Here is a 26,109-nt window from a genome sequence, read left to right on the forward strand (position 1 = left end):
TCGGTGGGTGCCGCTAGCGTCGCCCACCGTGACCGAACCCTTGTTCCTGACCGCCACCCGCGAGTCCTACGACATCGTCGCCGAGGACTACGCGGTGCGGGTCGGACGGCTCTTCGACCAGGAGCCGATCAGCCGTGCGATGCTCGCCGCGTTCGCCGAGCAGGTGCGTGGTCCTGTCGCCGACGTCGGTTGCGGTCCTGGCCACGTCACCGCCCACCTGGCGTCGCTCGGACTCGACGTCACCGGTGTCGACTTGTCGCCGAAAATGGTCGAGATCGCCCGTCGTATGCACCCCGACCTGAGTTTCTTCGTCGGCTCGATGACCGCCCTCGACCTCCCGGACGGCGAACTGGGCGGTCTCGTCGCCTGGTGGTCGATCTTCCACGTGCCGCCGGAGGTGCTCCCGGAGGTGTTCTCGGAGTTCCGCCGCACGCTCGCGCCGGGCGGGCGCCTGCTGGTCGGGTTCCACGTCGGTGACGAGCGCCTGAGCCCGGAGATGGCGTACGGCCATCCGGTCACCTACGACGCCTACCTGCTGGAGCCCGGCAGGGTCGCCGACCTGCTGGGGCAGGCGGGGTTCGAGGTCACCGCGCGGCTGACCATGGAAGGGAGGAAACGACCGCAGTCCTGCCTGTCCGCCCGCGCGGTTTGACTCGCGGGCGGCGGACCTGATCTCCTGCGCACGCAACCGAGCCGGGCGGGGTCATGACGCAGACGAACACGACCACGGGTGAGAACATGCCCGACTGGCCTTCGCGCGCCTGGTTCCTCCGGCCGTCGGCCTGGACGTGGTTCGGGTTCGGCCTGGTGCTGATGGTCTACGCCGACCTGGCCTGGCGCCGCCGCTGGATGAGCGACGACGGCCTGATCGTGCTGCGGACGGTCCGTCAGATCCTCGATGGCAACGGGCCGGTGTTCAACATCGGCGAGCGCGTCGAGACCAACACCAGTCCTTTGTGGACGGCGGTGCTGAGCGTGTTCGGGCTGATCCCGGGAGTGCCGCTGGAGTGGATCTCCGTGGTCGCCGGGCTGGTCTTCTCGGTCGCCGGGCTGTTCTTCGGCCTGGACGGCGCCCGGCGGCTCTACCGGCCGCCGGCGTTCCACGGACTCGCGCCCGCCGGTGCGCTGGTGGTCTGCGCGCTGCCACCTTTTCGCGACTTCGCGACGTCCGGTCTCGAAACCGGCCTGATCACCTTGTGGCTGGGCGGTACCTGGTGGCTGCTCGTCCGCCGGATGTCCACAGTGGACGAGCTGCGCACCTGGCCGGTCGCGCTGGTCGCCGGGCTGGGGCCGTTGGTACGGCCCGATCTCGCGCTTTTCAGCGTCGTCGCCTTGGTGGCGTTGCTCGTGCTCGCGCGGCCGGGCCGTCGTCGCGCGGTGGGCCTGCTGGCCGTGGCGGCCGCGCTCCCGCTGGCATATCAGGTGTTCCGAATGGGCTACTACGGTCTGCTGACGCCGAACACCGCCTTGGTCAAGGAGGCGTCGGAAGCGAACTGGGCCCGCGGTTGGGCGTACCTGGTCGATCTCGTCCAGCCGTACTGGCTGTGGCTCCCGCTGCTGGTGCTCGCCCTCGCGGCCGTCACGGTCTCGTCCACTATGGACAAGACCTTCGCGGTGCTCAGCGCGGTCCCGGTGGTCGGCGCGGTGCTGCTCGCGGCGTACGTGATCCGAGTCGGCGGGGACTTCATGCACGGGCGCATGCTGATCCCGGCGCTGTTCTGCCTGCTGTTACCCGTGCTGGCCGTGCCGGTGACGAGGGTGACCGTCCTGCTTCTGGTCGTCGGCGGGATCTGGGCGTTCGTGGCCGCCGCGTCGCTTCGTCCGTCGTACTCGGTTTCTCCGCGCGCTGTCGGCGTCACGGACGAGCGATCGTTCTGGTCGCGGTCGACCGGGCACGAACACCCGATCCTGGCGGAGGATTACGCCGACCACCCGCTGATGCCGTCGACGCTGGAAGCCGTCCGCGGTGTGGAAGGTCCGGCGGTGCTGATCCAGGACTACGCGACCAGACGCTGGTACGCGTACCCGGCAGATCGGCCGTACGTGACCGTCGCGGCGGACAGCATGGGCGCTCTCGGCCTGCTCATCCCGCTCGACATGCGGCTGCGCGACGGTTACGGCCTCGCCAACCCGTTCGCCGCGCATTCGACGGCGCTCCCCAACGGCCGTCCCGGGCATCAGAAATGGCTGCCCCCGGTCTGGGAACTGGCGAATTCGGCGCGGCTCCCGATCGCCGAGGGAGGTCCGGCCCGCGGTGAGGACGTCGCCGCCGCGCGATCGGCGCTCGACTGCCCGGAGATCGTGGCGATCGACGCGTCGGTGCGGGATCCGCTCACGGCCGGCCGGTTCACGGACAACCTCCTCGGGTCGTTCACCCGCGGTTCCGTGCGGTTCCCGCGAGTGGCGACACCGCCGGTCGTCTGCGCCCCCTGATCACGCGAGTTCGCCCTTCAATCACGCGAGTTCGCCCTTCAATCACGCGAGATACCCTTTCGATCACGCGAGACCGCCGTACTAGCGTGGCGGGTATGGCTGATCTCCCCTTGGCTCTCGTCACCGGCGCCACCCGCGGTATCGGCGCCGCGGTCGCCCGCGCGCTCGCTCCGACCCATCGGTTGCTGCTCGGCGGTCGCGACGCCGACGCGCTCGGCGAGCTCGCCGGCACGCTGTCCGGCGCGCGGCCGTGGCCGGTCGACCTGACCGACGCCGAAGCACTGGAGACGGCGACCGCCGAATTCGGCGAGCTGGACGTGCTGGTGCACTCGGCGGGCGTGGCGAGGCTCGGCACGGTCGAGACCGCGACCGACGCCGACTGGCGGGCGAACTTCGAGGTCAACGTGCTCGCGGTCGTCACGCTGACCCGGCTGATGCTGCCCGCGCTGCGCGCTTCGAAGGGGCACGTCGTCGTGATCAACTCGGGTGCCGGGCAGAACGCGCGGCCGGGCTGGGGTCCGTACGCGGCGAGCAAGTTCGCCGTCCGTGCCTTCGCCGACGCGCTGCGGGAGGAAGAGTCCGCGCTGCGGGTGACGTCGATCTACCCCGGCCGCACGGACACCGAAATGCAGCAAGCGATCATCGCCGACGAGGGCCGCGCGTACGAGCCGGAACGCTTCCTGCGTCCCGAATCCGTCGCGGCCGCCGTCCTCGCCGCGGTGTCCGCCACCGGTGACGCGCACCCGACCGACGTGACCCTCCGGCCACGCGGCCTGGTCTAGCGTCTCGTGAGTGGTCAGGACGGTTCTAACCGTCCTGACCACTCACGAGGGTCAAGAGCGAAGCCGCGCAGAGGTGTCGGCGACTTCGGCCTGCACCTGCGCGCGGTCCACCCGCAGGGATTCGCCGTCGCCGACGACCTGCTCGCCCGCCACCCACACGTCGCGCACGCGGCGTGAGCCCGCGGCCCACACCAGGTTCGAGAGCAGTTGCTCGTCCGGTACGTCGAGGCCCGCCGCGAAGGCCGGGTCGTCGAGGTCGACGTGCACCATGTCCGCCCACCGGCCGGCTTCCAGCGCGCCGATGTCGGTCCGGCCCAGCGCGTCCGCGCCGCCGCGGGTGCCGAGCAGGAACGCGTCGGCCGCGGTCAGCACGGTCGAGTCGCCGGTCGCGAGCCGCGCGAACATCGCCGAGAGCTGCAGTTCCTCCCACAGGTCGATGTCGTCGTTCGACGCCGGGCCGTCCGTGCCGAGCCCGATGGCGACGCCCGCCTTCCGCAGCTCCGTCACGCGCGCGATGCCCGACGCGAGTTTCGCGTTCGAGCCAGGGCAGTGCGCCATCCCGACGCCGCGCGCGGCGAACAGCGCGATGTCTTCGTCGGACAGGTGGATGGCGTGCGCGGCCAGCGTCCGGCCCCGCAGCATCCCGACCTTCTCCAGCAACGCGGGCACCGAACCGTGCTCTTCACGCTGCTTGACGTCTTCGAGCGCAGCCTCGGCCACGTGGATCTGCACCAGCGCGCCACGCTCGGCCGCCGATTCCGCGGTCACACGCAGCGCTTCGGTGTTCAGCATGTACGCCGAGTGCGGCCCGTAGCCGACCTCGATCCGCTCGCCGGGCCCGAACCGGAGGCCGTCGGTGTCGATCCAGCGCTCGATGCCCTTCACCATCGCACGCCAGTCCATCCCCGGCAGCTCCATGATCGGCGGACCCAGCACCGCCCGGCCGCCGGTGGTGAGCACCGCGTCGGCGAGCTGTTCGCCTTCGAAGTACATCTCCGCGCTGGTCGTGACGCCGTGCCGCAACATCTCGACCGAGCCCAGCATCATGCCGGTGCGGATGTCGGCCGGCTTCAGCTTCGCTTCGGTGGGCCAGATGATCTCGGTCAGCCAAGGCAGCAGCGGCAGGTCTCCGCCCATCCCGCGCAGCAGCGTCATCGGGCTGTGCGCGTGCGCGTTGACCAGGCCGGGCAGGAGAAGACCGCTCAACCGGGTCACGGGAGCGGACGTTTCGGGAGCCGCGGACGCGGGACCGACGTGGGTGACGCGCCCCGCCTCGTCCACGTCGACCACGGCGTCACGCAGCAACGAGCAAGCGGGGTCGGCGGGGAGAACGACAGGAGCGTGGAAACGGCGTTGCATGAAACGAGCTTACGGGTGCCCTTCATCGCGCCGTTCAGTCCACGACGCCGCTCCGCCACGCCCAGGCCGCGATCTCCACCCGGTTCCGCGCACCGACCTTGCCCTGCACCGACGCCAGATGCGTCTTCACCGTGGACAGCGACAGGAACAGCTCGGCCCCGATCTCGGTGTTCGTCAGTCCCTTCGCGGCCGCCTTGACCACGTCCAGCTCCCGCGCGGTCAGCGGTTCCGAAGGCGGGCTCACGTCGCGTTTCACCGCCCCGCCGTCGAAATGCTTCAGCAGCCGGACGGTGATCTGCGGCGAGACCAGCGCGTCCCCGCGCGCGGCCGCGCGGACGGCCTCGATCAGCAGCGCGGGACCCGCGTCCTTCAGCAGGAACCCGCTCGCACCGTTCCGCAGCGCGGTGTGCACGTACTCGTCGAGGTCGAACGTCGTGACCACCACGACCTTCAGCGGATCGGTGACGTCCGGGCCCGCCAGCTGCTTGGTGACCTCGAGGCCGTCGATCCCAGGCATGCGGATGTCCAGCAGGCAGACGTCCGGCCGCAGCTCGCGCGCCTTCGCGACCGCCGAGACGCCGTCCGCCACGTCGGCGACCACCTCGATGTCGTCCTGCGCGTCCAGGATCATCCGGAAGCCGATCCGCACCATGTCCTGGTCGTCGGCGATCAATACCCGGATCACTCTTCTCCTTCAAGTGGTAGCCACGCTTCGACGCGCCAGCCGCCGCCCGGCGCCCGCCCGGCGGAGAGCCGGCCGTGCAGCAGGGCGACCCGTTCGCGCATGCCGATCAGACCGTAGCCGCCCGACCCGCCCGCCGGACGGCCCTGGGGCTCGCGTCCGTCGTCGGTCACCTGGAGGTGCAGTTCGTTGTCGGTCACCTCGGCGATGACCAGCACTTCCTTCGCGCCGGACGCGTGCTTGCCGATGTTCGTCAGCGACTCCTGCACCAGCCGCAACGCCGACCGGCCGACCTCGTGCGGCACGTTCGGCGGCAGTTCGAGCTTCATCGACGTCTTCACGCCGTGGTTCGACCGTTCGATCAGCGAGCGCAGGTCGGCGGCGAGATCGGTGGTGGCCTGTTCGCTGAACTCGCTGCTCCCGGCCGGGGCGTCGCCACGCATACTCCGCACGAGCCGCCGCATCGCCGCGAGCGCCTCCACACCGGCGTCCTCGATCCGGCCCATCGCTTCGACCGCGACCTGAGGGTTCTTCTCGCCCATCATCTTCGCCGCCTGCGCCTGTACGACGATCCCGGTGACGTGGTGGGCGACGACGTCGTGCAGCTCCCGCGCCAGCGCCATCCGCTCCGACGTCTGCGCGTCGCTGATCGCAGACTGGATGACCTGCGTGCGTTCCGAATCCCGCGACCGCAACGCCAGGCCGACCGCCACCGAGATGCCGAGCAGGAGCAGCCCGGCGATCGCGAATCCGGCGATGTCGTCGGGGTCGGTCATGAGCCGGGGATTCGGCCGCTGGGTGTTGAGAATGGCGGCCATCGCGACCACCGCGGACAGCCCGGCGATCCGGGTCACGGCCTTGCTCAGTCCGATCGCGCGGACCAGGGTGACGACCAGCCCCATCCCGGCGACGATCTGTGTCCCCGGCACACCGCCGGGAGTCGGGTAGTCGTAGCGGAGCCGGAGGAACGGCGTCACCAGCGCCGAAAGCAGCATGACCGCGGTGAGCGCGACCATCGCGTCGGCCGGTCGGCGTGGCGCGGCGACCGCGATGACCGCGGCGAGGATCGAGCACACCAGGATGGGCAAGCCGTGCGCCCCGCTGGAGTAGGTGAAGCCGAATTCCACGACCAGCGCGACGGCCAGCATGCCGATGAGCGGCCACTGGCCCATCACCAGCTTGTTGAGCCTCTGCAGCTTCTCGTAGCTTTTCGGATTCGCCGCGCGGTCGCGTCCGGGGATCGCGAAGACCAGCGTGCCGCCCAGCAGGATGCCGCCGAACAGCATCGCCTGCGCCATGGTGCCGTTCGAGTCGCTGCCGTAGGCGTACCGGCCGGACACCGCGGTCAAGGTGGCCAGCACCAGGCCGGTGATCACGGCGAACGCGACACCCGGCCGCGTCCGGCGGGCGGCGTAGAACAGGATTTCGACCCCCGCCACCACCTCGGTGATGGACAGGTGGGCGAGCACGCTCGAGTAGGTCGGGATGTGGAAGTACCGGACGACCAGCGTGTACGCCACCAGTACGACCGAGGCCGCGACGGCGGCGACGGCGGCCCGCTTCTGTGCCCAGAGCGCACAGAACACCATCGCGAAGATGCCAGGGAAAAGCAGGAGATCGATGCCGCGCGGGCCCGTGTCGTCCAAAGCGGCGTCGGTCACGAAGACCAGGTCGAACGCGAGCGCGGCCAGCAGGACGACGGCGGGCATGCCGATACGTCGCGCGAGCGCACTCACCCGCGCGGTGAACTTGTTCTGGGCCGGACCTGCTGTCACACCGTGACGGTAGAGGATCCGTCGCCGTCCGCACCTTGGCCGACCGGCCCGACCCGCCTCGGCCGATCGGCCGATGCGCGCGTGATCAGCACTGGCCGTCTGCCCGAAGTGGACACAGGTGATTCACAGCGAAGCTCTTTCCCGAAGCAGAACACAAGTGACTGACTAGGGAGAATCACGGTGGTGGATCCACAGTGGACAAGCCGGCCGGTACTCGCCGGGCGTGGGCTGGTGAAGCGGTACGGTACGCAGCACGCGCTGGCCGGGATCGACATCGACATCCAGGCGGGTGACGCGGTCGCCATCGTCGGGCCCTCCGGCTCGGGCAAGACCTCCCTGCTGCACGTGCTCGCCGGGATCCTCCGCGCCGACTCCGGGCAGATTTTCCTGGCCGGGCAGCGGATCGACCAGCTCAACGAGCGCAAGCGCAGCGAACTGCGGCGCACCGAGTTCGGCTTCGTGTTCCAGTCCGGGATGCTCGTCGCCGAACTGAGCGCCGAGGAGAACGTCGCGCTGCCGTCGCTGCTGGGTGGCAAGGGCCGCAAGGAATCCATCGAGGCAGGCCGCGAATGGCTGGCGAAGCTCGGCCTCGCGGGCAAGGAGAAGCGCCGCCCCGGTGAGCTCTCCGGTGGTGAGGCACAGCGCGTCGCGATCGCACGGGCGCTGACGCACCGGCCGAAGGTGATCTTCGCCGACGAACCGACCGGCGCGCTCGACACCCGCACCGGCCGCGCCACCATGGACGCGCTGCTCGCCGCGGCCGCCGACAGCGGCGCCGCGGTGATCGTGGTGACCCACGACCGCGAGCTCGCCGAAGCCATGCCGCGCACCGTCTCCATCCGGGACGGCCTGATCGCGACGAGGCTGGCCGCGTAATGAACAGCTTCCAGCTGGCCATGCGGGTGCTCCGGGTCGACCGCCGGACCCGCACGTCGGCCATCCTCACCGCGGTCGGGGTCGCCGTCGCGACCAGTCTGGTGCTCCTGCTCGCCTCCCTGCCCGGTGCCACGCAGGCCCGTTCCCAGCGGGCGATCTGGCAGGACATCGGCAGCTACTACTCCCAGTCCGGGGAGAGCCAGCGTCCGGCGCCGCTGCTGATGGCGGCGAACAGGGACTACTCGGGTGACCGCGAGATCACCCGCGTCGACATCGCCCTGACCGGCACTTCACCGATGCTCAGCCTGCCTCCGGGCATCCCGAGGCTGCCCGCCCCCGGCGAGTCGATCGTTTCCCCCGCCCTCGGGAAACTGATCCAGTCGACGCCGCAGGCGCAGCTCGGGGACCGGTTCGGCAAACTCGTCGACGCGCTCGGACCCGAATCCCTGATGTACCCGGAGCAGCTGGTCGCCGTCGTCGGCCACACCCCGGAATCGATGCCGCAGACGGCGCTCGCCGCGGACGGTTTCCCCAACAAGCAGGCGAAGCCCGACCCGCTGCTCGAACTGCTCGCCTGGGTCGGCGTGATCGTCCTGCTCGTGCCGAGCCTGGTGCTCGTCGCGTCTTCGGCCAGGCTCACCACCGCCCGGCGCGAGCTGCGGATGGCCGCGCTCCGGCTGGCCGGGGCGACTCCCGGCCAGGTGACGAAGATCGTCGCCGCCGAGACCGCGTTGTCCGCCACCGTCGGCGCGCTGCTCGGGATCCTCGTGGCGCCCGCGCTGCAAGGGCTCTCGACGTTCGTCCCATGGGGCGGCGGCACCTGGCTCGCGTCGGACTTCAGCCTGTCGGTCGGCTCGACCATCGCGGTCGCCGTCGCGATCCCGCTACTGGTCGTCCTCGCCGGGGTCCTCGGCATCCGCCGCGTGCTGAAGACGCCGTTGTTCGCGGCTTCGGCGCACGCTCGCAAGCCGCTGCACTGGTGGCGGCTGCTCGCGGTCCCCGTGGCCGGTGCCTTCTTCCTCTTCGCGGTCACCCAGGACAACGCCAGCCTGCCGATGGTGATGCTCGGGCTGTTCCTGCTGGTCGGCTCGGCCGCGATCATCGGACCGTGGGTCACCTCGGCCGTTGGCGGCACGTTCGTCCGGGTCTGGCGCAAACCGGCCTCACTGCTGGCGGGACGTAGGCTCCGCGACGACCCGAAGAGCGCTTACCGCGCCACCGCGGGTGTCGTGCTCGCCGTCTTCACCGGCTCGATGGCGCTCACCCTGCTGCCGTCGTTCGAGTCGATGGCAGGCGGTGGCCGGACCTTCAAGGACAACGTCCTCTACGCCGAATCCGACGCGGCCCACGCGCAGCAGACGGCCGACCAGACCAACGCCTCCCTCGCCCGCTACGGGATCACCGAAAAGGCCGTCTCGGTCGGGCAGGTCTACCTGGCCACCGGCGAGACGGGGACCCGCTCCCAGAGTTTGAGCCGGGCCTTCGTGATGACCTGCGAGGACGCCACGAAACTCTTGCGGGTGAACATCGGCGGCTCCTGCCAGCCGGGTCCCGCGATCTACAGCAGGTACCAGCTCGACCCGGCTGCGTATCGCGTGGCGCCGGAGTACGACAAGGCCGGTTCGCCGCTCGATCCGAAGGCTCCCGTGCACCTTTTCCCGGCAGGTGACGAGGACACTTCGAGCACGATCGTCATCGATCCGGCCCTGATTCCCGCGGGCGTCACGCCGGAACGCTTCGACGTGATCGTGCCGACGACACCGGAGAACGCCGAGGTCGTGCGGACCGCGTTGGTCGGGGCGGCCCCCGGCCAGGAGGTCGGCAGCCGCGGCCTGCACCTGATCGGCCAGCAGCAGGAACTCGGCGACCTGCGCCGGGTCACCGTGATCGGCCTGATCGCCGCCGGGGTGCTCGCCGGCTGCAGCGCGGCCGTGGCGACCGCCGGTTCGGTGATGGACCGCCGCCGCACCTTCGGGGCGCTCATCGCGGCCGGGACACCGGTCCGGGTGCTGGCGAGGGCGTTGCGGATGGAAGCGGCCCTGCCCGCGATGGTGGCCACCATCGGCGCGGGTGTGGTCGGGATCGGAGTCGGCATGGGGCTCTACAGCATGGTCGAGAAGGAAGGGGTCGTGCTGAGCCCGTGGCTGCTGGCGCCCGTGGTGCTGGGAATCGGGGTGGCGTTGCTCGGGGCATCCGTCTCGACCCCGGCGCTCAAGCGGGTGCAGTCGGAGCCGCTGGCCGACGAATAAAGGTTCGCCCGAATGGCGTCATGACGCCGGGGCGGGCAGGTCTCGTGGGTGGAGTCGGTGATCACACCCACGAGCCGGGTGCCCGGTCGTCTCTCTGTCGGGGGAGGGACGAACGGGCACCGGGGACGCGCAGGGGGCGTTCCAAGGCGCGGGGGTGTGCAGAAAGGGCCGGTCAGGACGTGGGGACGTCCTGACCGGCCCTTTCAGTAGCTTCAGACGCGCTCGAAGATCAGGTCGTGCGAGATCCGGCCTTCGACGTCGGCGCGGTTCTCGAACTTCGTGATCGGCCGCCACTCCGGGCGCGGCGCCCAGCCGCCGGGCTCGCCGACGTGGCGGTTGCGCAGGAGCGGCTCGGCCGAGCAGACCTCCATCATCTGCTCGGCGTAGTTCTCCCAGTCGGTCGCCATGTGGAAGGTGCCGCCCGGCGCGAGCCGCGAGGCCACCAGCGAGACGAACTCCGGTTGCACGATCCTCCGCTTGTGGTGCCGCTTCTTCGGCCACGGGTCCGGGAAGAACAGCCGGACCCCGGACAGCGAGCCCGGCTCCACGTGCGAGGTCAGCAGCACGACGGCGTCACCGTGCATCAGCCGCAGGTTCTTCACCCCGAGCTTCTCGGCGCGCAACATCAGCTGGCCGAGCCCCGGGTCGTAGACCTCGACCGCGACGTAGTTGAGTTCCGGCGCGGCGGCGGCGAGCTGCGACGTGGTCTCGCCCATCCCCGAACCGATCTCGACCATGACCGGGGCCCGCCTGCCGAACCAGTCGTCGAAGTCCACCGGGCCTTCGGGCAGTTCGCCGACGGTGCGGCCGAGCGACGGCCAGAGTTCGTTCCAGGCTCGCTGCTGCCCGACGGTCATCCGGCCGCCGCGTTTGACATAGCTGACCACGCTGCGCATCCGTGGCTGGTCCTCGTTTTCCACCAGCCCATTAAACGCGGGCGCGGTGTTCGCCGGTGAACCCGCATCCGCGATCACGTCGGCAGGGCGCGTCGTTGGTAAAGCACGTCACTTTGGTCGCCAAGCGCCCTGCCACCGCGATAGCGGGGCCTTCGGCAGGGCGGGTTCGGCTTTGGCCGAGTTCCGAAGCGCGCTTTCAGCTCCGTTACCGGACCGCTTCGAACTCCCCCAGCCGCGAGCGCAGCCCCGCGAATCCGGCGACCGCGATCGGTGCCGGCGTCGGACTGGAATGGGCGGGGAGGACGTCGATCCAGCCGTCGTGACGGCTGGTGTTCAGCACGGTGGTCGGGATCGAATGCCCGGACGCGCCGCGTTCGGAAGGCATGAACTCCCAGTAACCGGATTCCCCGTCCGTGGCCCACGGGACGAATTCCCAACCGGGCCGCCTGCCGAGCAGGCCGGCGATGCGATCTTCGATGCGGAAACCGAGTTCCCGCGATTCGAGTCGTCCTTCCACGATGGCGCGAAGCCACCATGGCGCGGGAATTTCGCCGTGCATTCCGCTCGACGCGCGATACAACGCGACAACGAGATCTTCGGGTGCGCGGTGCACCCAGGCGCGGCGGATGTCCGACGGCCGGGTCGCGGACGCCACCGTGCGGGGCAGTTCGATCGCCTGTGACCACTCGAGGTCGAGCATGGGCTCGAGCCGGGGCTGCATACTTTCCGTGCGGGCTTGCGGGATCATGCGTTCCACTCCCTGACCGGAATCCACCGTCAAGGATCACCTCCGGGGCCGAGAGCCGAGAAATCGGCTCATCCCGAGCATCGTCCGGTCAGGAACAGTATGTCCGCTTCCTGTGAGAGAAGCCACAGCCTCTTAACGTGGACTTAACTCCTTCGGCCGAGGTAAAAGCTCAAGCGTCCCTTCGATGCGTGATCATCAGCCCGGCCGCATAAATAATCACGCAGATGCCGCCGAAATAGGCCAAATAGCCCCACGGCCCCAACGGCGGTTCGAGTTTCAGCATCGAAACCGTCAGATCCGGCCCCGAAAACTGATTCGCCGCGAAGAACGGCATCCACTGGTAGATGTCGTCGCCCACTTTCGGGATCAGCATGACGAGGCCCTCGATCAACTGCGTCCAGGCCAACGCGAACCCGAGCGCGAACGCGGGGCTGCGGAACAGCAGTCCGAGGCCGACGCCGAGCAGACCGGTCAGGAAGAAGGTCAGCCCCTGGCCTGCCACCGCGCGCCAGTCGGCGCCCGAGGCCAGGCCCAGGTCGGCGGCCGGTTTGATCAGATACGCGACCGCCCACGAGCCGAAGCCCACCAGCAGCCCGATCAGCCCGGAGAACACCCCGACGACGGCGCCCTTCGCCAGCAGGGCGGGCACGCGCGAGGGCACAGCCTGGAAGGTGAGCTTCATCGTGCCCCAGTTGAACTCCGTCGCCGCCGCGAGGAGGGCGAGGACCAGCACCACGGTGCGGCCGAGCGCGCTGGCGACCTGGGTCGAGTTGACGCCGGTCTGGCCTTCGATCGGCACGAAGCCGAAGAACAACGCGGTGTAGGCGAGCGCGACCACGACCGCGATTCCGGCGCACCACCAGGGGGCGCGCGTGCTCAGCAGCTTGATCCGCTCCGCGCGGAGCATGTTCGCCGCGGTCATCGGGCCACCTCCGGTACGCCGGCGCCGTATTCGACCGCCTCGGCGGTGAGTTGCATGTACGCCTGTTCGAGCGAGCCGGTGAGCGGCTTCAGCTCGTGAAGGGTCGCGCCCGCGGCGAACGCGAGTTCGCCGATGTCGTCGCTGTCCATTTCGGACACGACGAGCGCGCCGTCCTCCTCGCGGAAGTCGGCACCCTTCTCGGTCAGCGCCGTCCGCAGCTCGGGCAGGTGCGGGCTGCGGACCCGCACGCCGAGGCCCTTCGCCCGGCCGATGAAGTCCTCCATCGTGCCCTGGTAGATCAGCTTCCCCCGGCCGATCACGACGAGGTCCTGCGCGGTCTGCGCCATCTCCGGCAGCAGATGGCTGGACACGAACACGGTGCGCCCCTCGGCGGCGAGCGCGTGCATCAGCTTCCTGATCCACACGATGCCCTCGGGGTCGAGCCCGTTGACCGGTTCGTCGAACAGCAGCACCCGGGGGTCGCCCAGCAGCGCCGTGGCGATCCCGAGCCGCTGCGACATCCCGAGCGAGAATTGCCCGGCCCGTTTGCGGGCGACCGATTCCAGTCCGACCAGCCGGAGCACCTCGTCGACCCGGTTGTCCGGCAGGCCGTTGGTCGCGGCGATCCACCGGAGGTGCTCGCGGGCGGTGCGGCCGGGGTGCCGCCAGGTGGCGTCGATCATGCCGCCGACCGTCCGAAGTGGATCACGCAGTTCCCGGTAGGCCTTGCCTTCGATCGTCACCGAGCCCGACGTGGGGCTGTCGAGTCCGAGCATCATCCGCATGGTGGTGGACTTGCCCGCCCCGTTCGGGCCGAGGAACCCCGTCACCCGCCCCGCTTCGGCGGTGAAAGAAAGGTCGTCTACGGCGACTTTGTCGCCGTAGCGTTTCGTGAGTTCGGTGGCCTCGATCATCGGCCCTCCCTCCGGTGGATGCCGACCTTACCAACGGGGAAAGGACCGGGCTGCCCCCCGATAGGCGGCCCGGTCCCTGTTCCCCTTTTCCCCGTCGCCGGACGCCTCGCTCCCCCGAGTGAGGCGTCCGGCTTTCTCCCTGTGGAAGTCCTTACGCGTCGCGCTTGTCCGCGACGACCAGCGAGATGGCCAGCAGCACCAGCGCGAATCCGGCGAAGTAGGCCAGCGACCCGGCCTGGCTCAACGGCGCGTCCGCCATGGCGCGACCCGAACCGGTGAGGAACCGGTCTGCGACGTGGAACGGCATCCAGTCGTAGATGTCCCTGCCGATCTTCGGGATGAGCTGGATCAGGTTCTCCACCGCGAGGGTGTAGATCAGCAGGAGCGAGATGGCGCCGGCGCTCTGCCGGATCAGGACGCCGACGGCGACCGCGATCACCGAGGCGAGGGCGAACACCAGGCCGACCCCGGCGACGTTGATCCACTCCGCGGTGGTGTTCAGCATGAGGTCTTCCGGCCGCATGGCCGAGGCGAGACCCCAGGCGGCGAACGCGGCGATCTCGCCGACCACGAGCGAGAGCAGCGCGACGACGCCGGTCTTCGCCAGCAGCGCCGCCTTGCGGTTCGGCACGGCCTGGAAGGTGGTGCGGATGGTGCCGAAGCGATACTCGGTGGTCACCGAAAGCGCGGCCAGCACCATGATCACGGTCATACCGAAGACGTAGCCGAACTGGGAGTTCGAGACGTCGGTGAATTCACCCGTCGGGGCGGCCCCGGCGAAGATGGCGGCGAAGCCGATCACGACCGCGAGGGTGATCAGCGCGCACCACCACGGTGAGCGTGTGGTGAACAGCTTGATGCGTTCCACAGCGAGCAGAGTCATGGCTTTTCTTTCCTCAGAAGAGTGAGTGGCTACTGGGCGGCGGCGACCACTTCGGCGGCTTCGGCTTCGAGACCGGTGTGGTACTCGACCGAGTCGCCGGTGATCTGCATGAAGGCCTGCTCCAGGGAGCCGGTCTGCGGGCTGAGCTCGTGCAGCACGATCTGGTTCGCCGCGGCGATCTCGCCGATCTTTTCACTGTCCAAACCGGACACCACGAGCGATTTGTCGACGTCGGTGACCTGGGCGCTCGCCTGCGTCAGCGCGGCGCGCAGCGCGGGCAGCTGCGGCGACCGGACCTTGACCGTGTTCTCGGCGGCCCGTGCCACGAAGTCCTCGGTGGAGGACTGGGAGATCAGCTGCCCCTTGCCGATCACGACCAGATGGCTCGCGGTCAGCGCCATCTCCGAAAGAAGGTGCGAGGAAACGAAGACCGTGCGGCCTTCGCCGGCCAGCCGGTGCATGAACTTCCGGATCCAGAGGATGCCCTCGGGGTCGAGGCCGTTGACCGGCTCGTCGAAGAGGAGGACCTCTGGGTCACCCAGCAGCGCGGCCGCGATCCCCAGTCGCTGCGACATGCCGAGGGAGAACCCTCCGGCGCGCTTTCCGGCGACGCTGGTGAGCCCGACGATCTCGAGCACCTCGTCGACCCGGCCCGCCGGGATCTTGTTGGATTTCGCCATCCACTGCAGATGCGCCCGCGCGGACCGGTTGGGGTGCACCCATTTGGCGTCCAGCAGCGCGCCGACCGTCCGCAGCGGTTCCTTCAGTTCGCGGTAGAGCTTGCCCCCGATGCGCACCTGGCCGGAGGTCGGATTGTCCAGGCCGAGGATCATCCGCATGGTCGTCGACTTGCCCGCCCCGTTGGGGCCGAGGAACCCGGTGACCTCTCCCGCCGCGACGGAGAAGGAAAGGTTGTTCACCGCCAGTGTCTTGCCGTACCGCTTGGTGAGGCCCGCTGCCTCGATCATGTCTGCTCCCCTCGGCGACTGCGAGAACAATCGTCGTCCATGTGGGTGGCCGAGCGCGTCATCCTGAGGTGCCAACCTGGTACCCGACCTGAGATGTAGCTTGCCGTCTTCCGGCGGCGTACGCGATCGGTGATACCCCTGAGAGTGACCCTGATTCACCAGGGTTAATGAACCATGGTTCAATAATCGCATGGCGAGGCCCCGCAGCATCACCGACGAACGACTGCTCACCGCGGCGGGGACCGTGATCGGCATGGTCGGCCCGGGTTTCACGCTGGCCCAGGTGGCGGCGGAAGCCGGGGTGGCGGTCGGCACCGTCGCCCAGCGGTTCGGTTCGAAAAACGGCCTCCTGCAGGCGCTGAGCCGGTTGAACACGCGGTCCGTCGTGGGGCTGATGCGGGAATGCGGAGAACTGGCCGATCCCGTGGAAGGCCTTCGCGCGGCGGTCGTCGTTATCTACGAGGGCTTGGGGACGGCGGAAACCGCGGCGAACCATCTCGGACAACTGGGGGTGGACATCGGCGATCCGGGCCTCCGTGCCCTGCTGGGTGAGCATTTCGCCGCCGTGGAAGCGGAACTGCGGCGGCTGACGCGGGTCGCGGCGCGTGACCTGCCGGGCGCGCCGGGGGTCGTCCGTGCGGCGCGAGTGCTGCTGGGGGTGGCGAACGGGGCCGCGCTGGATTGGTCGATCCGGCCGAGGGGCCGGATCGTCGACCGGGTGGGGCAAGACGTGGACGCGGTGCTGACCGCGTGGAAAGGAGTGTCCTGAATGGACCGGAAAGTGGCCGTCGTCACGGGGGCGACGCGCGGATGTGGCCGGGCGATCGCGGTGGAGCTGGGCAGGCTCGGCTGGACGGTGTTCGTCACCGGCCGCACGACGAGGGACCGGCAGTCGCCGATGAAGCGGTCGGAGACGATCGAGGACACCGCGGAGCTCGTCGACGCCGCGGGCGGCTGGGGGATCCCCGTCCGCACCGACTTCACCGAAGTGTCCGATGTGGACGCGCTGAAGGCGCGGATCGAGTCCGAAGTGGACGGCCGGATCGACCTGCTGGTCGACGACGTCTGGGGCGGCGACCCGTTCGCGGACTTCGACGGGGCGTACTGGAACTCCAGCCTCGACGACGCGCTCACGCTGGTGCACAACGCGATCGACACGCACCTGATCGCGTTGCACCGGCTGCTGCCGCTGGTCGTCCGGCAGGAGGGCGGACTCGTCATCGAGGTCACCGACGGCGACCACGACGAGTACGTCGGCGCGGGAATCCCGTATTTCCTCGCGAAATGCGGGATCCGCGCGATCGGCAGGGCACTCGGCGTCGAACTGAAGAAGTACGACTGCGTCGGCATGACCGTCACGCCGGGTTTCCTGCGGTCGGAGGCGATGCTCGACTACTTCGGGGTCACCGAGGAGACCTGGCGTGACGCGGTGGGCAAGGCCGCCCCGGTCGACTTCGCCATCTCGGAGACCCCGGCGCTGCTCGGGCGCGGGGTCGCGAAGCTGGCGACCGACCCGCAGGTCTCGCGGTTCGCGGGCAAGACGCTGGCGTCGTGGACGCTGATGAACGAGTACGGCCTGACCGACGTCGACGGCTCGCGTCCCGACTTCGGCAAGTGGATGGCCGAAGTCCGGGACAAGGGCAAGGACCCGGAGACGGCCGACCACTCCCTCTACCGCTGAGGCCGGGCTGGCCGGGGAGAGCTACTTCTTCCCGGCCAGCACGTCCAGGTAGTGCTGGTTGAACATGACGCCGAGGACGTTGCCGAACGGGTCGACGACGGCCGCGGTCACGAAGCCCGGCCCGCGCTCGATGATCGGCTCGTATTCCTTCGCGCCCTTCTCCAGCAACTTCGCGAAGGCGTCCTCGACGTTGTCGACGGCCCAGTTCGCGATGGCCCCACAGGGTCCGGGCTGGGCCAGTGACGGCCGGAAGTCGCCGCGGACCAGGCCGAACTCGTGCTGGTAGTCGCCGATCCGGAATTCGACGTACGCCGGCGTCCCGTCGGGACCGTTGCGGACTAAGTACGGCTCGATCCCGAAGAGGTCGGAGTACCACTCGATCGCGGCGGTCAGGTCGTCGGCGTAGAACGTGGTGGTGGTGAGACCTCGCAGCATTTCCTTCTCCTCAGGTAGTGGCTCTGAAGACAAGGATCCGCCGCAAAGTGCTCACCGAATGACCACTTTTCCGAACTCGCGTGTTCGGAGACCGATCACGCGTGCTTGGAGGCGGAACACACCCGAGCCGATTCCGCACCGTGTGTTCCGGCGAGAATCACGCTTGATCCGGCTCCAAGCACGTGTGTTCCGGCTGGAAGCACGAATGACCACTTTTCCGAAGAGATCTCAGGTGACCCCGGGGCGCGCCAGACCGGTCTCGTAGGCGAGCACCACGGCCTGCACCCGGTCGCGCAGATCCAGTTTGGACAGGATCCGCCCGACATGTGTCTTCACCGTCGCCTCGGACAAGAACAGCGTCTCGGCGATCTCCAGGTTCGAGAGGCCCTTCGCGATCAGCACGAGCACCTCCCGCTCCCGTTCGGTGAGGACGTCGAGCTCGGCCGCGTCCCGCATCGGCTTCCCGCCGCCGCCGACGAACCGGTCGAGCAGCCGCCGGGTCACCGACGGCGAGACCACGGCGTCGCCCGAAGCGACCGCCCGCAGCGCCGACACCAGGTGATCCGGCTGCGTGTCCTTCAGCAGGAACCCGCTCGCCCCGCCCTGCAACGCCGAGTAGACGTACTCGTCCAGGTCGAACGTCGTCATCACGAGGACCCGCGCCGTTCCGGCCTCGACGATCCGCTTCGTCGCCTCGACCCCGTCCAGCACCGGCATCCGGACGTCCATCAGCACGACGTCCGGCCGCAGTTCCTCCGCCATGCGGATGGCCTGCGCGCCGTCACCCGCCTCGCCGACGACATCGATGTCCGCCTGCGCGCCCAGGACCATCCGGAACCCGACGCGCATCAATTCCTGGTCGTCGACGACCACCACCCGTATCACGTCGCCAACCTAACCGGGAGCCTCGCGTGCACCTGCCACCCTCCACCGGGAGCGGGGCCGACCTCCAGCGTGCCGCCGAAGACGTTCGCCCGTTCCCGCATTCCGATCAATCCGTTCCCACCGGGGACGGTGAGCTTCCGCGGCCCCGGCGGCGCGGTGTGCGACGCCGTCTTCGCCGCCGTGGGCACCAGCTGTTTCGCGCGGCCGGCGCCGTCGTCGGTGACCCGGACGTCGATCACGTCCGCCTCCCGGCGCACCAGCACCTCCGCCTGCGCGCCCTGTCCGGCGTGTTTCAGCGTGTTCGTCAGCGACTCCTGCACGATCCGGTACACCCCGAGCGAGACACCGGCGGGCAGCCCGGCCAGCGCGTCGGACCCGATCGCCAAGGTCACCGGCACCCCCGCCTGGCGGATCCGGTCCGCGAGGTCGGTCAGGGCGCTGGCGTCCGGCTGCGGCACACGCGGCTCGTCGTCACCGTCGCTGCGGAGCACGTCCAGCAGCCGCCGCAGTTCGGCGAGCGCGCCGCGCCCGGTCTCCGAAATCGTCTGCAAGGCCCGCTTCGCCATCTCGGGATTCCCGTCGACCGCGTAGGACGCGCCGTCGGCCTGCACGACCATCACGCTCACCGCGTGCGCCACGACGTCGTGCAGCTCACGGGCGATCCGTCCGCGTTCCTCGCCGACGGCGATCCTGGTCGCCTGGTCCCGTTCCGTCTCAAGCAGATGCAACCTGGCTTCCACCTCCTCGTGATAGGCGCGCCTCGCGCCGGCGAACTCGCCGAGCGTCCAGCACAGCGCGGCGGAGAAGACACCGATGATCGCCAGCACCCACACGTCCTCCGGCGGGTCGGCCCACAGCTGGATGCCCGAGGTCACGAAGGTCGCCAGCAGGTACAGCAGCCCCTGCTTGCGTCCGACGTAGACCAGCACCGAGTAGATGCTGATGACCACCGCGAACGCACTGGCCGCGCCCAGCTCCAGCGCCCCGTGCGGGATGCCGATCACCAGCAGCAGATACGCCGACCACAGCGTTGCCTTCCGCCGGAAGACCAGCGGGGCGACCATCGCGATGTCCAGCGGAACGACCACGTACCAGGGCGGCACCGCGACTTCCGTCGTCTCGACCGCCGCCACGTAGAACAGCAGGTCGGTCAGCAACAGGACGACGGCGATGAGACTGTCCCCCGCCATGGGGTGGGCACGCATCCAGAGGCTCAACCGTCGCACCTGGTAACACTATGTCGGCCCGGGCCGCCCGCGCGTCGGTCGCCGGTACCACCTTCGGTGCGACCCGAGGATGAGTGGCATGGCACGATTCTCCTCGGCGTGCTCGACGACTGGGAGGGGTGGGCGCCGTGACCTCAGCGACGGAGCAGGGCCGTCTCGCCGGGCCGCTGTCGATGTCCGTGGCGAACCTCTGTCATCGCCTCCAGCCGCAGGTGTCCGCGCGGACCGCGGCCGGCTTCGCCGAGGTGCTGCGCAGACTGGGCGGCCCGCTGCAGGTCGCCGTCGCCGGCCGGATCAAATCGGGGAAGTCCACCCTGGTCAACGCCCTGATCGGGCGCCGGGTCGCGCCGACCGACGTCGGCGAGTGCACCCGGCTGGTGACCAGGTTCCAATACGGCACGGTCGACCGCGTCGAGATCGTCTTCAACGACGGCCACAAACAGGTGCTGCCCTTCTCCGCCGACGGGATGATCCCGGCCGAACTGGGCATCGACATCGACAAGGTCTCGCATATCGAGGCGTACCTCACCAACGCGGTCCTGCAGGGCATGACCGTCATCGACACCCCCGGCCTCGGCTCGCTCGACGCCGCTTCGGTGTCGCGGACCGAAGAGCTGCTGGGCGCGGCGAAGCATCGCAAACCCGACGATGACGAGGAGGAGGAAGGCTCCGACGAGCTGGACGACACCTCGCGCAACGCCGTCGCGGGCGCCGAGGCCGTGCTCTACGTGGTCACGCAGGGCGTGCGCGCCGACGACCAGCAGGCGCTGGCCGCGTTCACCGCCGCGACCGCGAGCCGCGAGGCGGGCCCGGTCAACGCGATCGCGGTGCTCAACAAGGCGGACACCATCGCGCCGGAGTCGGTCGAAGGCTCGGGCGGCGACGTGTGGAAGGCCGCCACGCTGTTGTCGGAGAAGCAGGCCGCGACGTTGAAGCCCCGCGTCGCGGACGTGCTGCCGGTGATCGGGCTGATCGCGGAGTCGGCCGAGTCCGGCGGGTTCACCTCCCCCGACGCCGAGGCGTTGCGCCAGCTGGCCGAGATGGACGACGACATCCTCGAGACCATGCTGATCTCGGCGGACATCTTCACCAGCTGGGAATGCGACGTCGCGGCGGGCACCCGGCTGCGGCTGCTGGAGAAACTGGACCTGTTCGGCGTCCGGTACGCCGTCGAGGTGATCCGCAAGGAACCCGAGATCACCGCGGGTTCACTGCGGCGGAAGCTGCTCGACGCCTCCGGGCTCGAAGCCGTCCGCCAGCGGCTGAGCATCGTCTTCGCCGCCCGTGCCGACGGCATCAAGGCCGCCGCCGCACTGGCCTCGGTCACCGCGCTGGCCCACGCGTCCGGCGACCCGGCCGAACGGCAGCGCGTCCACGACGCGATCGAGGTCCTGCTCGCCAAGCCCGAGGCACACCAGCTGCGGCTGCTCGAAGCGCTCACGCTGGTCGCGTCCGGCGCGGTCGACATGCCCGAAGACCTGTCCGAGGAGGTCCTGCGGGTCGGCAGCAACGCCGACATCGGTGCCCAGCTCGGCAAGCCGGGCGCTCCCCGCGCCGAACTCGCGGCCCACGCGCTGGAACGCGCGGGCTGGTGGCGCTCCTTCGCGTCCTTCGGCGCGACGCCCGCCCAGAGCCGCGTCGCGCACGTCGTGCACCGGGCGTACTTCCTCATCTGGCAGCAGATCCGCGACTGACCCACCCCGCAATTAGTCACCTACTTGCCTGGACGTCTTCCGCCGCACGAGCGCGGTCAGGGCAAGTAGGTGACTAATTGCGCGTCGGATTGATAAACCGAGCGCTCGGTCTAATAATGGGCGCATGGAAACGATCGTCGACGAGCCCCCATGGCTGCGCACGGCCTCCTGGATCGGCTGCCCACTGGCGGGCGCCGCGCTCGGCTGGTTCCTCCAGTCGATCTCGGGCTGGGTGGCCTCGCTGAGCTGGGTTCCGTTCAAGGGCCCGTTCCAGCTCGTCTCGGACATGCCCCAGCCGTGGGGTGTCGTCACCGGGATCGGCGTCGGCCTCGTCCTCGGCCTGCTCTTCGCCGCGGTCTGGGCGCACGAGCGGCTGATCGTCAAGGTGACGCCGACCCGCATCACGCTGACCACCAAGGGCCGAAGCCGCGCGTACGAAGCACAGCTGGAGGCCGTCTACCTCGACGGCAAGGAGCTCGTCCTGCTAGCCGCCGACGGCCGGGAACTGGCACGGCAGAAGGGCGATGTCGACCGCGAAGCCGTCGCCAAGGCCTTCCTCGAGTACGGCTATCCGTGGCTTGACGAGCCGCCGGCGGTGAAATGAGGACGGTCGACCCGGTCAAGCACGAGGTCAAACGCCGCGCCATCCTCGACGCCGCCGCTTGGCGTTTCTCGGAGAAGGGCTTCGAGAAGACCACGACGGCGGAGATCTGCCGCGCCGCGGGGATCAGCACCGGCAGCCTGTTCCACTACTTCCCGAACAAGCGCGCGGTGTTCGTCGGCATCTTCGAGCAGGACGCCGACGAGACCGCGGCCCTGCTCGCGGCCGCCGGGGAGATCGAGGACCCGTGGGAGGCCATCCTGCACGTCATGGCCCACGTGTCCGAACAGCTTCTGCATCCTCTCGCGGCCAAGCTCGTCCTCGAAGTCGCCGCGCAGTGCTCTCGCGACGCCGATCTGGCCGAGCTCATCCAGGGCAACGACCGGGCGCTGCGCGACGGGCTCGCCGACCTCGTGACGCGGGCGGTGGACGCGGGCCGGATCGATCCCGGCTTCGACCCGGAGACGGTGGCCAGCTGGCTCGTCGCGTTGGTCGACGCGCCGCTTTCCCGCGTGATTCTGGAGCCGGGCCTCGATCCGGCGGCGGAACTCGCGGTGATGAAGGAGCTGATCGCCAGATTCCTTCGTCCTGTTCTGCCGATTCCGCCCCCGGACGGCGGGCGGGTGGCCGACACTGGTGAAATCTCCCCGGGCTGATCGGTAGGCCCGGGACACCAGTTACGGGGGTCGATTCGGATGGGTGCCTGGCTGCGCAAGAAGGCGGTCGAAGAAGAAAATCCGGACGACGTGCCGACCGGTCAGATCTCGGCGGCGATCATCGCCGAAGCGGACGGCGAGACTTCGCCGTCCGAGGGAACCGCGGTCGTCGAAGCCGCGTCGAAGACCGATGTGGAGTCCACGACCACGGGTCCGGCCGACCTCGAACAGGCTCTCGCCGACAGGCAGACACTGATCCAGCTCTGCCTGTACGCCCTCGATCGCGCCCGCAGCGGCGGCGTCGTCGAGCGGCTCGAACACGGTCTCGCCGGGATCGGCGTCCGTGCCCTGCGCCCGGACGGTGAGCGGTTCGACCCCGCCGTGCACGAGGCGGGCGGCGCGGTCGCGACCGAGAACCCGGCGCTCGAAGGGCTCGTCGCGGAGACCGAGGTCGTCGGTTTCGCCGATCGCGACCAGGTCCTGCGCGCGCCGATCGTCATCGTCTACGCGAAGAAGGCCCAGTGACCGCTCCGAGCGCGGCGGCCAACCTGCCGGCGGTCGTGAAGAGCACGCGCGAACAGCTGCTCACCGTCGTCCGCGAAGCCGATCCCCAGGCCGCGAAATGGGTCGAGGACGTCCGGAAGACGCGGCCGAAGAAGCCGTCGGTCGTGGTGGTCGGCGAGACCAACCGCGGCAAGAGCTCGCTCGTGAACGCGCTCCTCTCCATGCCGGGACTGTCCCCTGTGGACGCCGACGTCGCCACGGCGACGTATCTCGTCTTCGAACACGCCGAGCGGTGGTCCGCGCAGGCGTGTTACCCGGGCCAGCTGGCGCCGGTGCCGATCGACCTCAACGACCTGATCCACTGGGTCTCGGCCGCGCACGAACTGCCGGAAGGGCAGATCCCGCCGCGTTACGTCGAGGTCTCCGGACCGGTCCCGCTGCTCGAACGGGTGTCCATTGTGGATACTCCGGGTGTCGGCGGACTCGACTCGATGCACGGCGAACTGGCGAAGGAGGCCGCCGCCGGAGCCACCGCGCTGCTGTTCGTCGTGGACGCCTCCTCGCCGTTCACCGCGCAGGAGCTGCAATTCCTGCACGACATGGGCGAACGCGTCGAAACCGTGCTGTTCGCGCTGACCAAGACCGACCAGTTCCGCGGCTGGCGCGAGGTCCTCGAAGCCGACCGGCGGCTGCTCGCCGAGCACGCCCCACGGTTCGCCGACGCGGTGTTCCACCCGGTGTCCGCGCGCATGTTCGAGACGGCGGCCAAGGCGCCGAACGAGCAGATGGCCATGATGCTGCGCGAGAAGGCCGGGATCGCCGCGCTGCAGGGCGCGCTGCAGGAGATGCTGGTCGGCCGTTCGGCGATGCTGGGCGAGGCCAACACCCTGCGCGCGCTGTCGAGCGCGCTCGGCGAGCTCAAGGCGAAGCTGCAGGCGGAAAGCCGTGCGCTGTCCGCCGGTGAGGCCGAAGCGGAACAGCTGCGCCAGCGTCGTGACGACCTGACCACCGAACGCCGGTCTTCGACGCGGGGCTGGCAGCTGAAACTGCGCGCGGAGATCCAGCGGACCCGCGTCGAGGTCGGGCACGAGACCAGCAGGCAGATGCGCGACGCGTCGACCCACTTCCGGCAGCGGATCGACGGCGCGAAACGGGACGAACTCGCCGCGCTGCCCCAGCAGGTCGACATCGCGCTGCAGACGACGTCGCAGCGGATCTCGATGCTGCTCTCCCAGCGGCTCAACCAGGTCACCAACGTCGCGCTCGCCGAGCTGTTCTCCGCCGAAGAGCTCGACATCATCCGCGGCCAGTTCGCCAGGGCGGGCGGTCCGCCGGTCGTACTGCGCCCGCCGGACAAGAAGCCGCCGACGGCCGAGGACAAACTGCTCATCTTCATGGGGGTTTCCGGTGGTCTCGGCGCCGGGAAGGTCGCCGCGCTGCCGCTGGCGGGCGTCGCGATCCTGAACCCGGTGATCCTGCCCGCGACGATCGTCATCGGCCTCGGCGCGGGCTGGTGGATGGCGCGGACCCGCAAACACGCGGCGGACAAGCAGCATATGAAGCAATGGCTGGTCGAGGCGATCGCCGACGCGCGATCCACGTTGGACCAGCTCGTCGCGGAGCAGCTGATCGAGGCCGAACAGCAGCTGTCGATGGCGCTCGACGAAGCCCTCGGCCGCCGCATCGACGCGATCGAGGCGGAGCTGAAGGAAGTCGACAAGACGATCAAGATGGGCGCGCAGGAACGGGCGAAGAAGATCTCTGTCGTCGCGAAGCGCTTGAAGGACGTCTCGGACGGCCGTGACCGTGCCGAGGCTCTCCTTGGTCGCATTCGGTCACTGCGCGACAATCAAGCGTGACCTTTCCTCGGCAACCGCAGCAGCCGTTCGGACAACAGCAGTTCCCACAGTCGGGTCCCGCACAGAGCCCGTTCCCGCCGCTGCCTCCGCAGAAGGGGCTTCCGGCGAAGCTGCAGCGGCTGAGCGAAATGGCCCGTGATCCACGGGGGCGCAAGAAGCTGATCCTGCGAGTGCTTCTCGTCATCGTGGCGGTGGTCGTGCTCATCGTCGGGGTGGTCTTCCTGATCGGAGTCGTGCTCACGAAGTAGCCACCGGAACCGAACCGGCCTACGGTGAGTCATAAGCTTCGACACACCAGCAGGTCAACGAGGGGGTTATCCCATGTGGGTCGACGAGAGCGGCGGCGCGGACACCGAGGCGGGCTCCACGGAGGCGGTCACGGTCCACGTTGACGGCGAGGAGTACCAGGCCGAGCTCAACTACGACCTCGACAAGGACGGCGTGAACGACGCCGCGGTCATCCAGCACGACGACGGCACCGGTCAGGCGTTCGTCGACACCGACGGCGACGGCGAGGCCGACCAGTACGCGGTGCTCGACGAGAACGGCAAGGTCGTCCAGGAAGCCGTCTACGACGAGGCGTCCGGCTCCTGGGTCGAAGCCGGTGGCGGCGGCAACGACGACGGCTCCGACGCCGGCACCAGCGGCACCATGCACGCCGACATGCCCAGCGGCGACGTCGAGGTCGGCCCGCCGACCATCGACACCGACGGTGACGGAACCCCCGACACCGCAGTCGTGCAGACGGAGGACGGTCGCACGATCGCCTTCACCGACAAGGACGGCGACGGCAACGCCGACATCGCGGTGGAGACCGACGCCTCCGGCAACTCCAAGACCTACGAGCACACCGGGCCCGGCCAGTGGTCCGAGACCGGCAGCGGCGTGGTCAACAACGACATCGGCTCGGCCTTCGCGAGCGCTCCGGCGACCGAGAGTGACCCGGCGGGCGACGCGGCCTGGGGTGGCGCGGGCACCGAAACACTCGAAGGTGTGGCGAAGATCGATTCCGCCACCGGCCAATGGATCAGCCCCAACTGAAATCCCGAAATGGACTAAACCAATAGAAGAATGGTTCAGT

Annotated in this window: 26 protein-coding genes; 14 read left to right on the forward strand and 12 right to left on the reverse strand. The window is 69.4% G+C overall.

Annotated elements, in window-relative coordinates:
- The first annotated feature begins 28 nt into the window (after window positions 1–28).
- The 3 genes from H074_RS22375 to H074_RS22385 all read left to right on the forward strand — a co-directional run bounded on the left by H074_RS22375 (window position 29) and on the right by H074_RS22385 (window position 3,215).
- On the forward strand, window positions 29–652 hold the full coding sequence (locus tag H074_RS22375) for a class I SAM-dependent DNA methyltransferase (protein ID WP_039923141.1): 624 nt from the start codon (window positions 29–31) through the stop codon (window positions 650–652).
- 53 nt (window positions 653–705) lie between these two features.
- Entirely contained in the window at window positions 706–2,433 is a 1,728-nt protein-coding gene (locus tag H074_RS22380; RefSeq protein ID WP_007032339.1) for an arabinofuranosyltransferase AftB family protein, read from the forward strand.
- A gap of 95 nt (window positions 2,434–2,528) precedes the next feature.
- Window positions 2,529–3,215 (forward strand): SDR family oxidoreductase, encoded by a 687-nt coding sequence (locus tag H074_RS22385; RefSeq protein ID WP_007032340.1) that lies wholly within the window; start codon window positions 2,529–2,531, stop codon window positions 3,213–3,215.
- Window positions 3,216–3,266: 51 nt separating this feature from the next.
- Here H074_RS22385 and H074_RS22390 read toward each other — a convergent pair whose 3' ends face one another.
- Genes H074_RS22390 through H074_RS22400 form a run of 3 tightly spaced genes read right to left on the reverse strand, consistent with a single transcriptional unit; the run spans window position 3,267 to window position 7,031 of the window.
- Window positions 3,267–4,574 carry an amidohydrolase family protein gene (locus tag H074_RS22390; protein ID WP_007032341.1) on the reverse strand — a complete coding sequence of 436 codons (1,308 nt, stop codon included), beginning with the start codon at window positions 4,572–4,574 and terminating at the stop codon, window positions 3,267–3,269.
- 34 nt (window positions 4,575–4,608) lie between these two features.
- Window positions 4,609–5,259 carry a response regulator gene (locus tag H074_RS22395; protein WP_007032342.1) on the reverse strand — a complete coding sequence of 217 codons (651 nt, stop codon included), beginning with the start codon at window positions 5,257–5,259 and terminating at the stop codon, window positions 4,609–4,611.
- The gene (locus tag H074_RS22400) at window positions 5,256–7,031 is read right to left on the reverse strand and encodes a sensor histidine kinase (protein ID WP_007032343.1); all 1,776 of its coding nucleotides are present in this window, start codon (window positions 7,029–7,031) and stop codon (window positions 5,256–5,258) included. The genes H074_RS22395 and H074_RS22400 overlap by 4 nt, the downstream gene beginning before the upstream one ends.
- 180 nt (window positions 7,032–7,211) lie before the next feature.
- On the opposite strand from H074_RS22400, the gene H074_RS22405 reads away from it, so the two are divergent.
- Together H074_RS22405 and H074_RS22410 are read left to right on the forward strand one after the other, a co-directional pair.
- The gene (locus tag H074_RS22405; RefSeq protein ID WP_039923144.1) at window positions 7,212–7,907 is read left to right on the forward strand and encodes an ABC transporter ATP-binding protein; all 696 of its coding nucleotides are present in this window, start codon (window positions 7,212–7,214) and stop codon (window positions 7,905–7,907) included.
- The gene (locus tag H074_RS22410) at window positions 7,907–10,156 is read left to right on the forward strand and encodes an FtsX-like permease family protein (protein ID WP_007032345.1); all 2,250 of its coding nucleotides are present in this window, start codon (window positions 7,907–7,909) and stop codon (window positions 10,154–10,156) included. The genes H074_RS22405 and H074_RS22410 overlap by 1 nt, the downstream gene beginning before the upstream one ends.
- Window positions 10,157–10,368: 212 nt before the next feature.
- On the opposite strand, the gene trmB is transcribed toward H074_RS22410, so the two are convergent.
- From trmB to H074_RS22440, 6 genes are all read right to left on the reverse strand, one after another.
- On the reverse strand, window positions 10,369–11,052 hold the full coding sequence (gene trmB, locus H074_RS22415; protein WP_007032346.1) for a tRNA (guanosine(46)-N7)-methyltransferase TrmB: 684 nt from the start codon (window positions 11,050–11,052) through the stop codon (window positions 10,369–10,371).
- Between the two features lie 205 nt (window positions 11,053–11,257).
- Window positions 11,258–11,800, reverse strand: coding sequence for a hypothetical protein (locus H074_RS22420; RefSeq protein ID WP_039923146.1), 543 nt, complete (start codon window positions 11,798–11,800; stop codon window positions 11,258–11,260).
- Between the two features lie 169 nt (window positions 11,801–11,969).
- Window positions 11,970–12,722, reverse strand: coding sequence for an ABC transporter permease (locus H074_RS22425; protein ID WP_007032348.1), 753 nt, complete (start codon window positions 12,720–12,722; stop codon window positions 11,970–11,972).
- On the reverse strand, window positions 12,719–13,636 hold the full coding sequence (locus H074_RS22430; protein ID WP_007032349.1) for an ABC transporter ATP-binding protein: 918 nt from the start codon (window positions 13,634–13,636) through the stop codon (window positions 12,719–12,721). The genes H074_RS22425 and H074_RS22430 overlap by 4 nt, the downstream gene beginning before the upstream one ends.
- 151 nt (window positions 13,637–13,787) lie before the next feature.
- Window positions 13,788–14,519: an ABC transporter permease gene (locus tag H074_RS22435; RefSeq protein WP_007032350.1), complete on the reverse strand. Its 732-nt coding sequence runs from the start codon at window positions 14,517–14,519 to the stop codon at window positions 13,788–13,790.
- A 29-nt stretch (window positions 14,520–14,548) separates the two neighbouring features.
- Window positions 14,549–15,487, reverse strand: coding sequence for an ABC transporter ATP-binding protein (locus H074_RS22440; RefSeq protein WP_007032351.1), 939 nt, complete (start codon window positions 15,485–15,487; stop codon window positions 14,549–14,551).
- A 190-nt stretch (window positions 15,488–15,677) separates the two neighbouring features.
- Between H074_RS22440 and H074_RS22445 the strand changes: the two genes are divergently transcribed.
- Together H074_RS22445 and H074_RS22450 are read left to right on the forward strand one after the other, a co-directional pair.
- Complete coding sequence (locus tag H074_RS22445; protein ID WP_007032352.1) at window positions 15,678–16,256, forward strand: TetR/AcrR family transcriptional regulator; 579 nt, start codon at window positions 15,678–15,680, stop codon at window positions 16,254–16,256.
- Window positions 16,257–17,168 (forward strand): SDR family NAD(P)-dependent oxidoreductase, encoded by a 912-nt coding sequence (locus H074_RS22450; protein WP_007032353.1) that lies wholly within the window; start codon window positions 16,257–16,259, stop codon window positions 17,166–17,168. It abuts the gene before it with no gap.
- Window positions 17,169–17,189: 21 nt separating this feature from the next.
- Here H074_RS22450 and H074_RS22455 read toward each other — a convergent pair whose 3' ends face one another.
- The 3 genes from H074_RS22455 to H074_RS22465 all read right to left on the reverse strand — a co-directional run bounded on the left by H074_RS22455 (window position 17,190) and on the right by H074_RS22465 (window position 19,693).
- The gene (locus H074_RS22455) at window positions 17,190–17,603 is read right to left on the reverse strand and encodes a VOC family protein (protein ID WP_007032354.1); all 414 of its coding nucleotides are present in this window, start codon (window positions 17,601–17,603) and stop codon (window positions 17,190–17,192) included.
- A 228-nt stretch (window positions 17,604–17,831) separates the two neighbouring features.
- The gene (locus tag H074_RS22460; protein ID WP_039923149.1) at window positions 17,832–18,488 is read right to left on the reverse strand and encodes a response regulator; all 657 of its coding nucleotides are present in this window, start codon (window positions 18,486–18,488) and stop codon (window positions 17,832–17,834) included.
- On the reverse strand, window positions 18,485–19,693 hold the full coding sequence (locus tag H074_RS22465) for a sensor histidine kinase (RefSeq protein ID WP_420805394.1): 1,209 nt from the start codon (window positions 19,691–19,693) through the stop codon (window positions 18,485–18,487). The genes H074_RS22460 and H074_RS22465 overlap by 4 nt, the downstream gene beginning before the upstream one ends.
- 194 nt (window positions 19,694–19,887) lie before the next feature.
- Between H074_RS22465 and H074_RS22470 the strand changes: the two genes are divergently transcribed.
- The 7 genes from H074_RS22470 (at window position 19,888) to H074_RS22500 (ending at window position 26,069) form a co-directional block, all read left to right on the forward strand.
- A complete protein-coding gene (locus H074_RS22470; protein WP_085940997.1) occupies window positions 19,888–21,408 on the forward strand; it encodes a dynamin family protein in 1,521 nt (506 codons plus the stop codon).
- 124 nt (window positions 21,409–21,532) lie between these two features.
- Entirely contained in the window at window positions 21,533–22,012 is a 480-nt protein-coding gene (locus H074_RS22475) for a YqeB family protein (protein WP_007032358.1), read from the forward strand.
- Window positions 22,009–22,665, forward strand: coding sequence for a TetR/AcrR family transcriptional regulator (locus tag H074_RS22480; protein WP_007032359.1), 657 nt, complete (start codon window positions 22,009–22,011; stop codon window positions 22,663–22,665). The genes H074_RS22475 and H074_RS22480 overlap by 4 nt, the downstream gene beginning before the upstream one ends.
- A 39-nt stretch (window positions 22,666–22,704) precedes the next feature.
- Window positions 22,705–23,190: a nucleotide exchange factor GrpE gene (grpE, locus tag H074_RS22485; protein ID WP_007032360.1), complete on the forward strand. Its 486-nt coding sequence runs from the start codon at window positions 22,705–22,707 to the stop codon at window positions 23,188–23,190.
- Window positions 23,187–25,028 carry a dynamin family protein gene (locus H074_RS22490; RefSeq protein ID WP_007032361.1) on the forward strand — a complete coding sequence of 614 codons (1,842 nt, stop codon included), beginning with the start codon at window positions 23,187–23,189 and terminating at the stop codon, window positions 25,026–25,028. The genes grpE and H074_RS22490 overlap by 4 nt, the downstream gene beginning before the upstream one ends.
- Window positions 25,025–25,276, forward strand: a complete 252-nt coding sequence (locus H074_RS22495) for a hypothetical protein (RefSeq protein ID WP_007032362.1) — start codon at window positions 25,025–25,027, stop codon at window positions 25,274–25,276. The genes H074_RS22490 and H074_RS22495 overlap by 4 nt, the downstream gene beginning before the upstream one ends.
- A 73-nt stretch (window positions 25,277–25,349) precedes the next feature.
- Entirely contained in the window at window positions 25,350–26,069 is a 720-nt protein-coding gene (locus H074_RS22500) for a DUF6802 family protein (RefSeq protein ID WP_007032363.1), read from the forward strand.
- Window positions 26,070–26,109: the final 40 nt, after the last annotated feature.

This window comes from Amycolatopsis decaplanina DSM 44594 (genome assembly GCF_000342005.1).
Classification (GTDB): Bacteria; Actinomycetota; Actinomycetes; order Mycobacteriales; family Pseudonocardiaceae; genus Amycolatopsis; species Amycolatopsis decaplanina.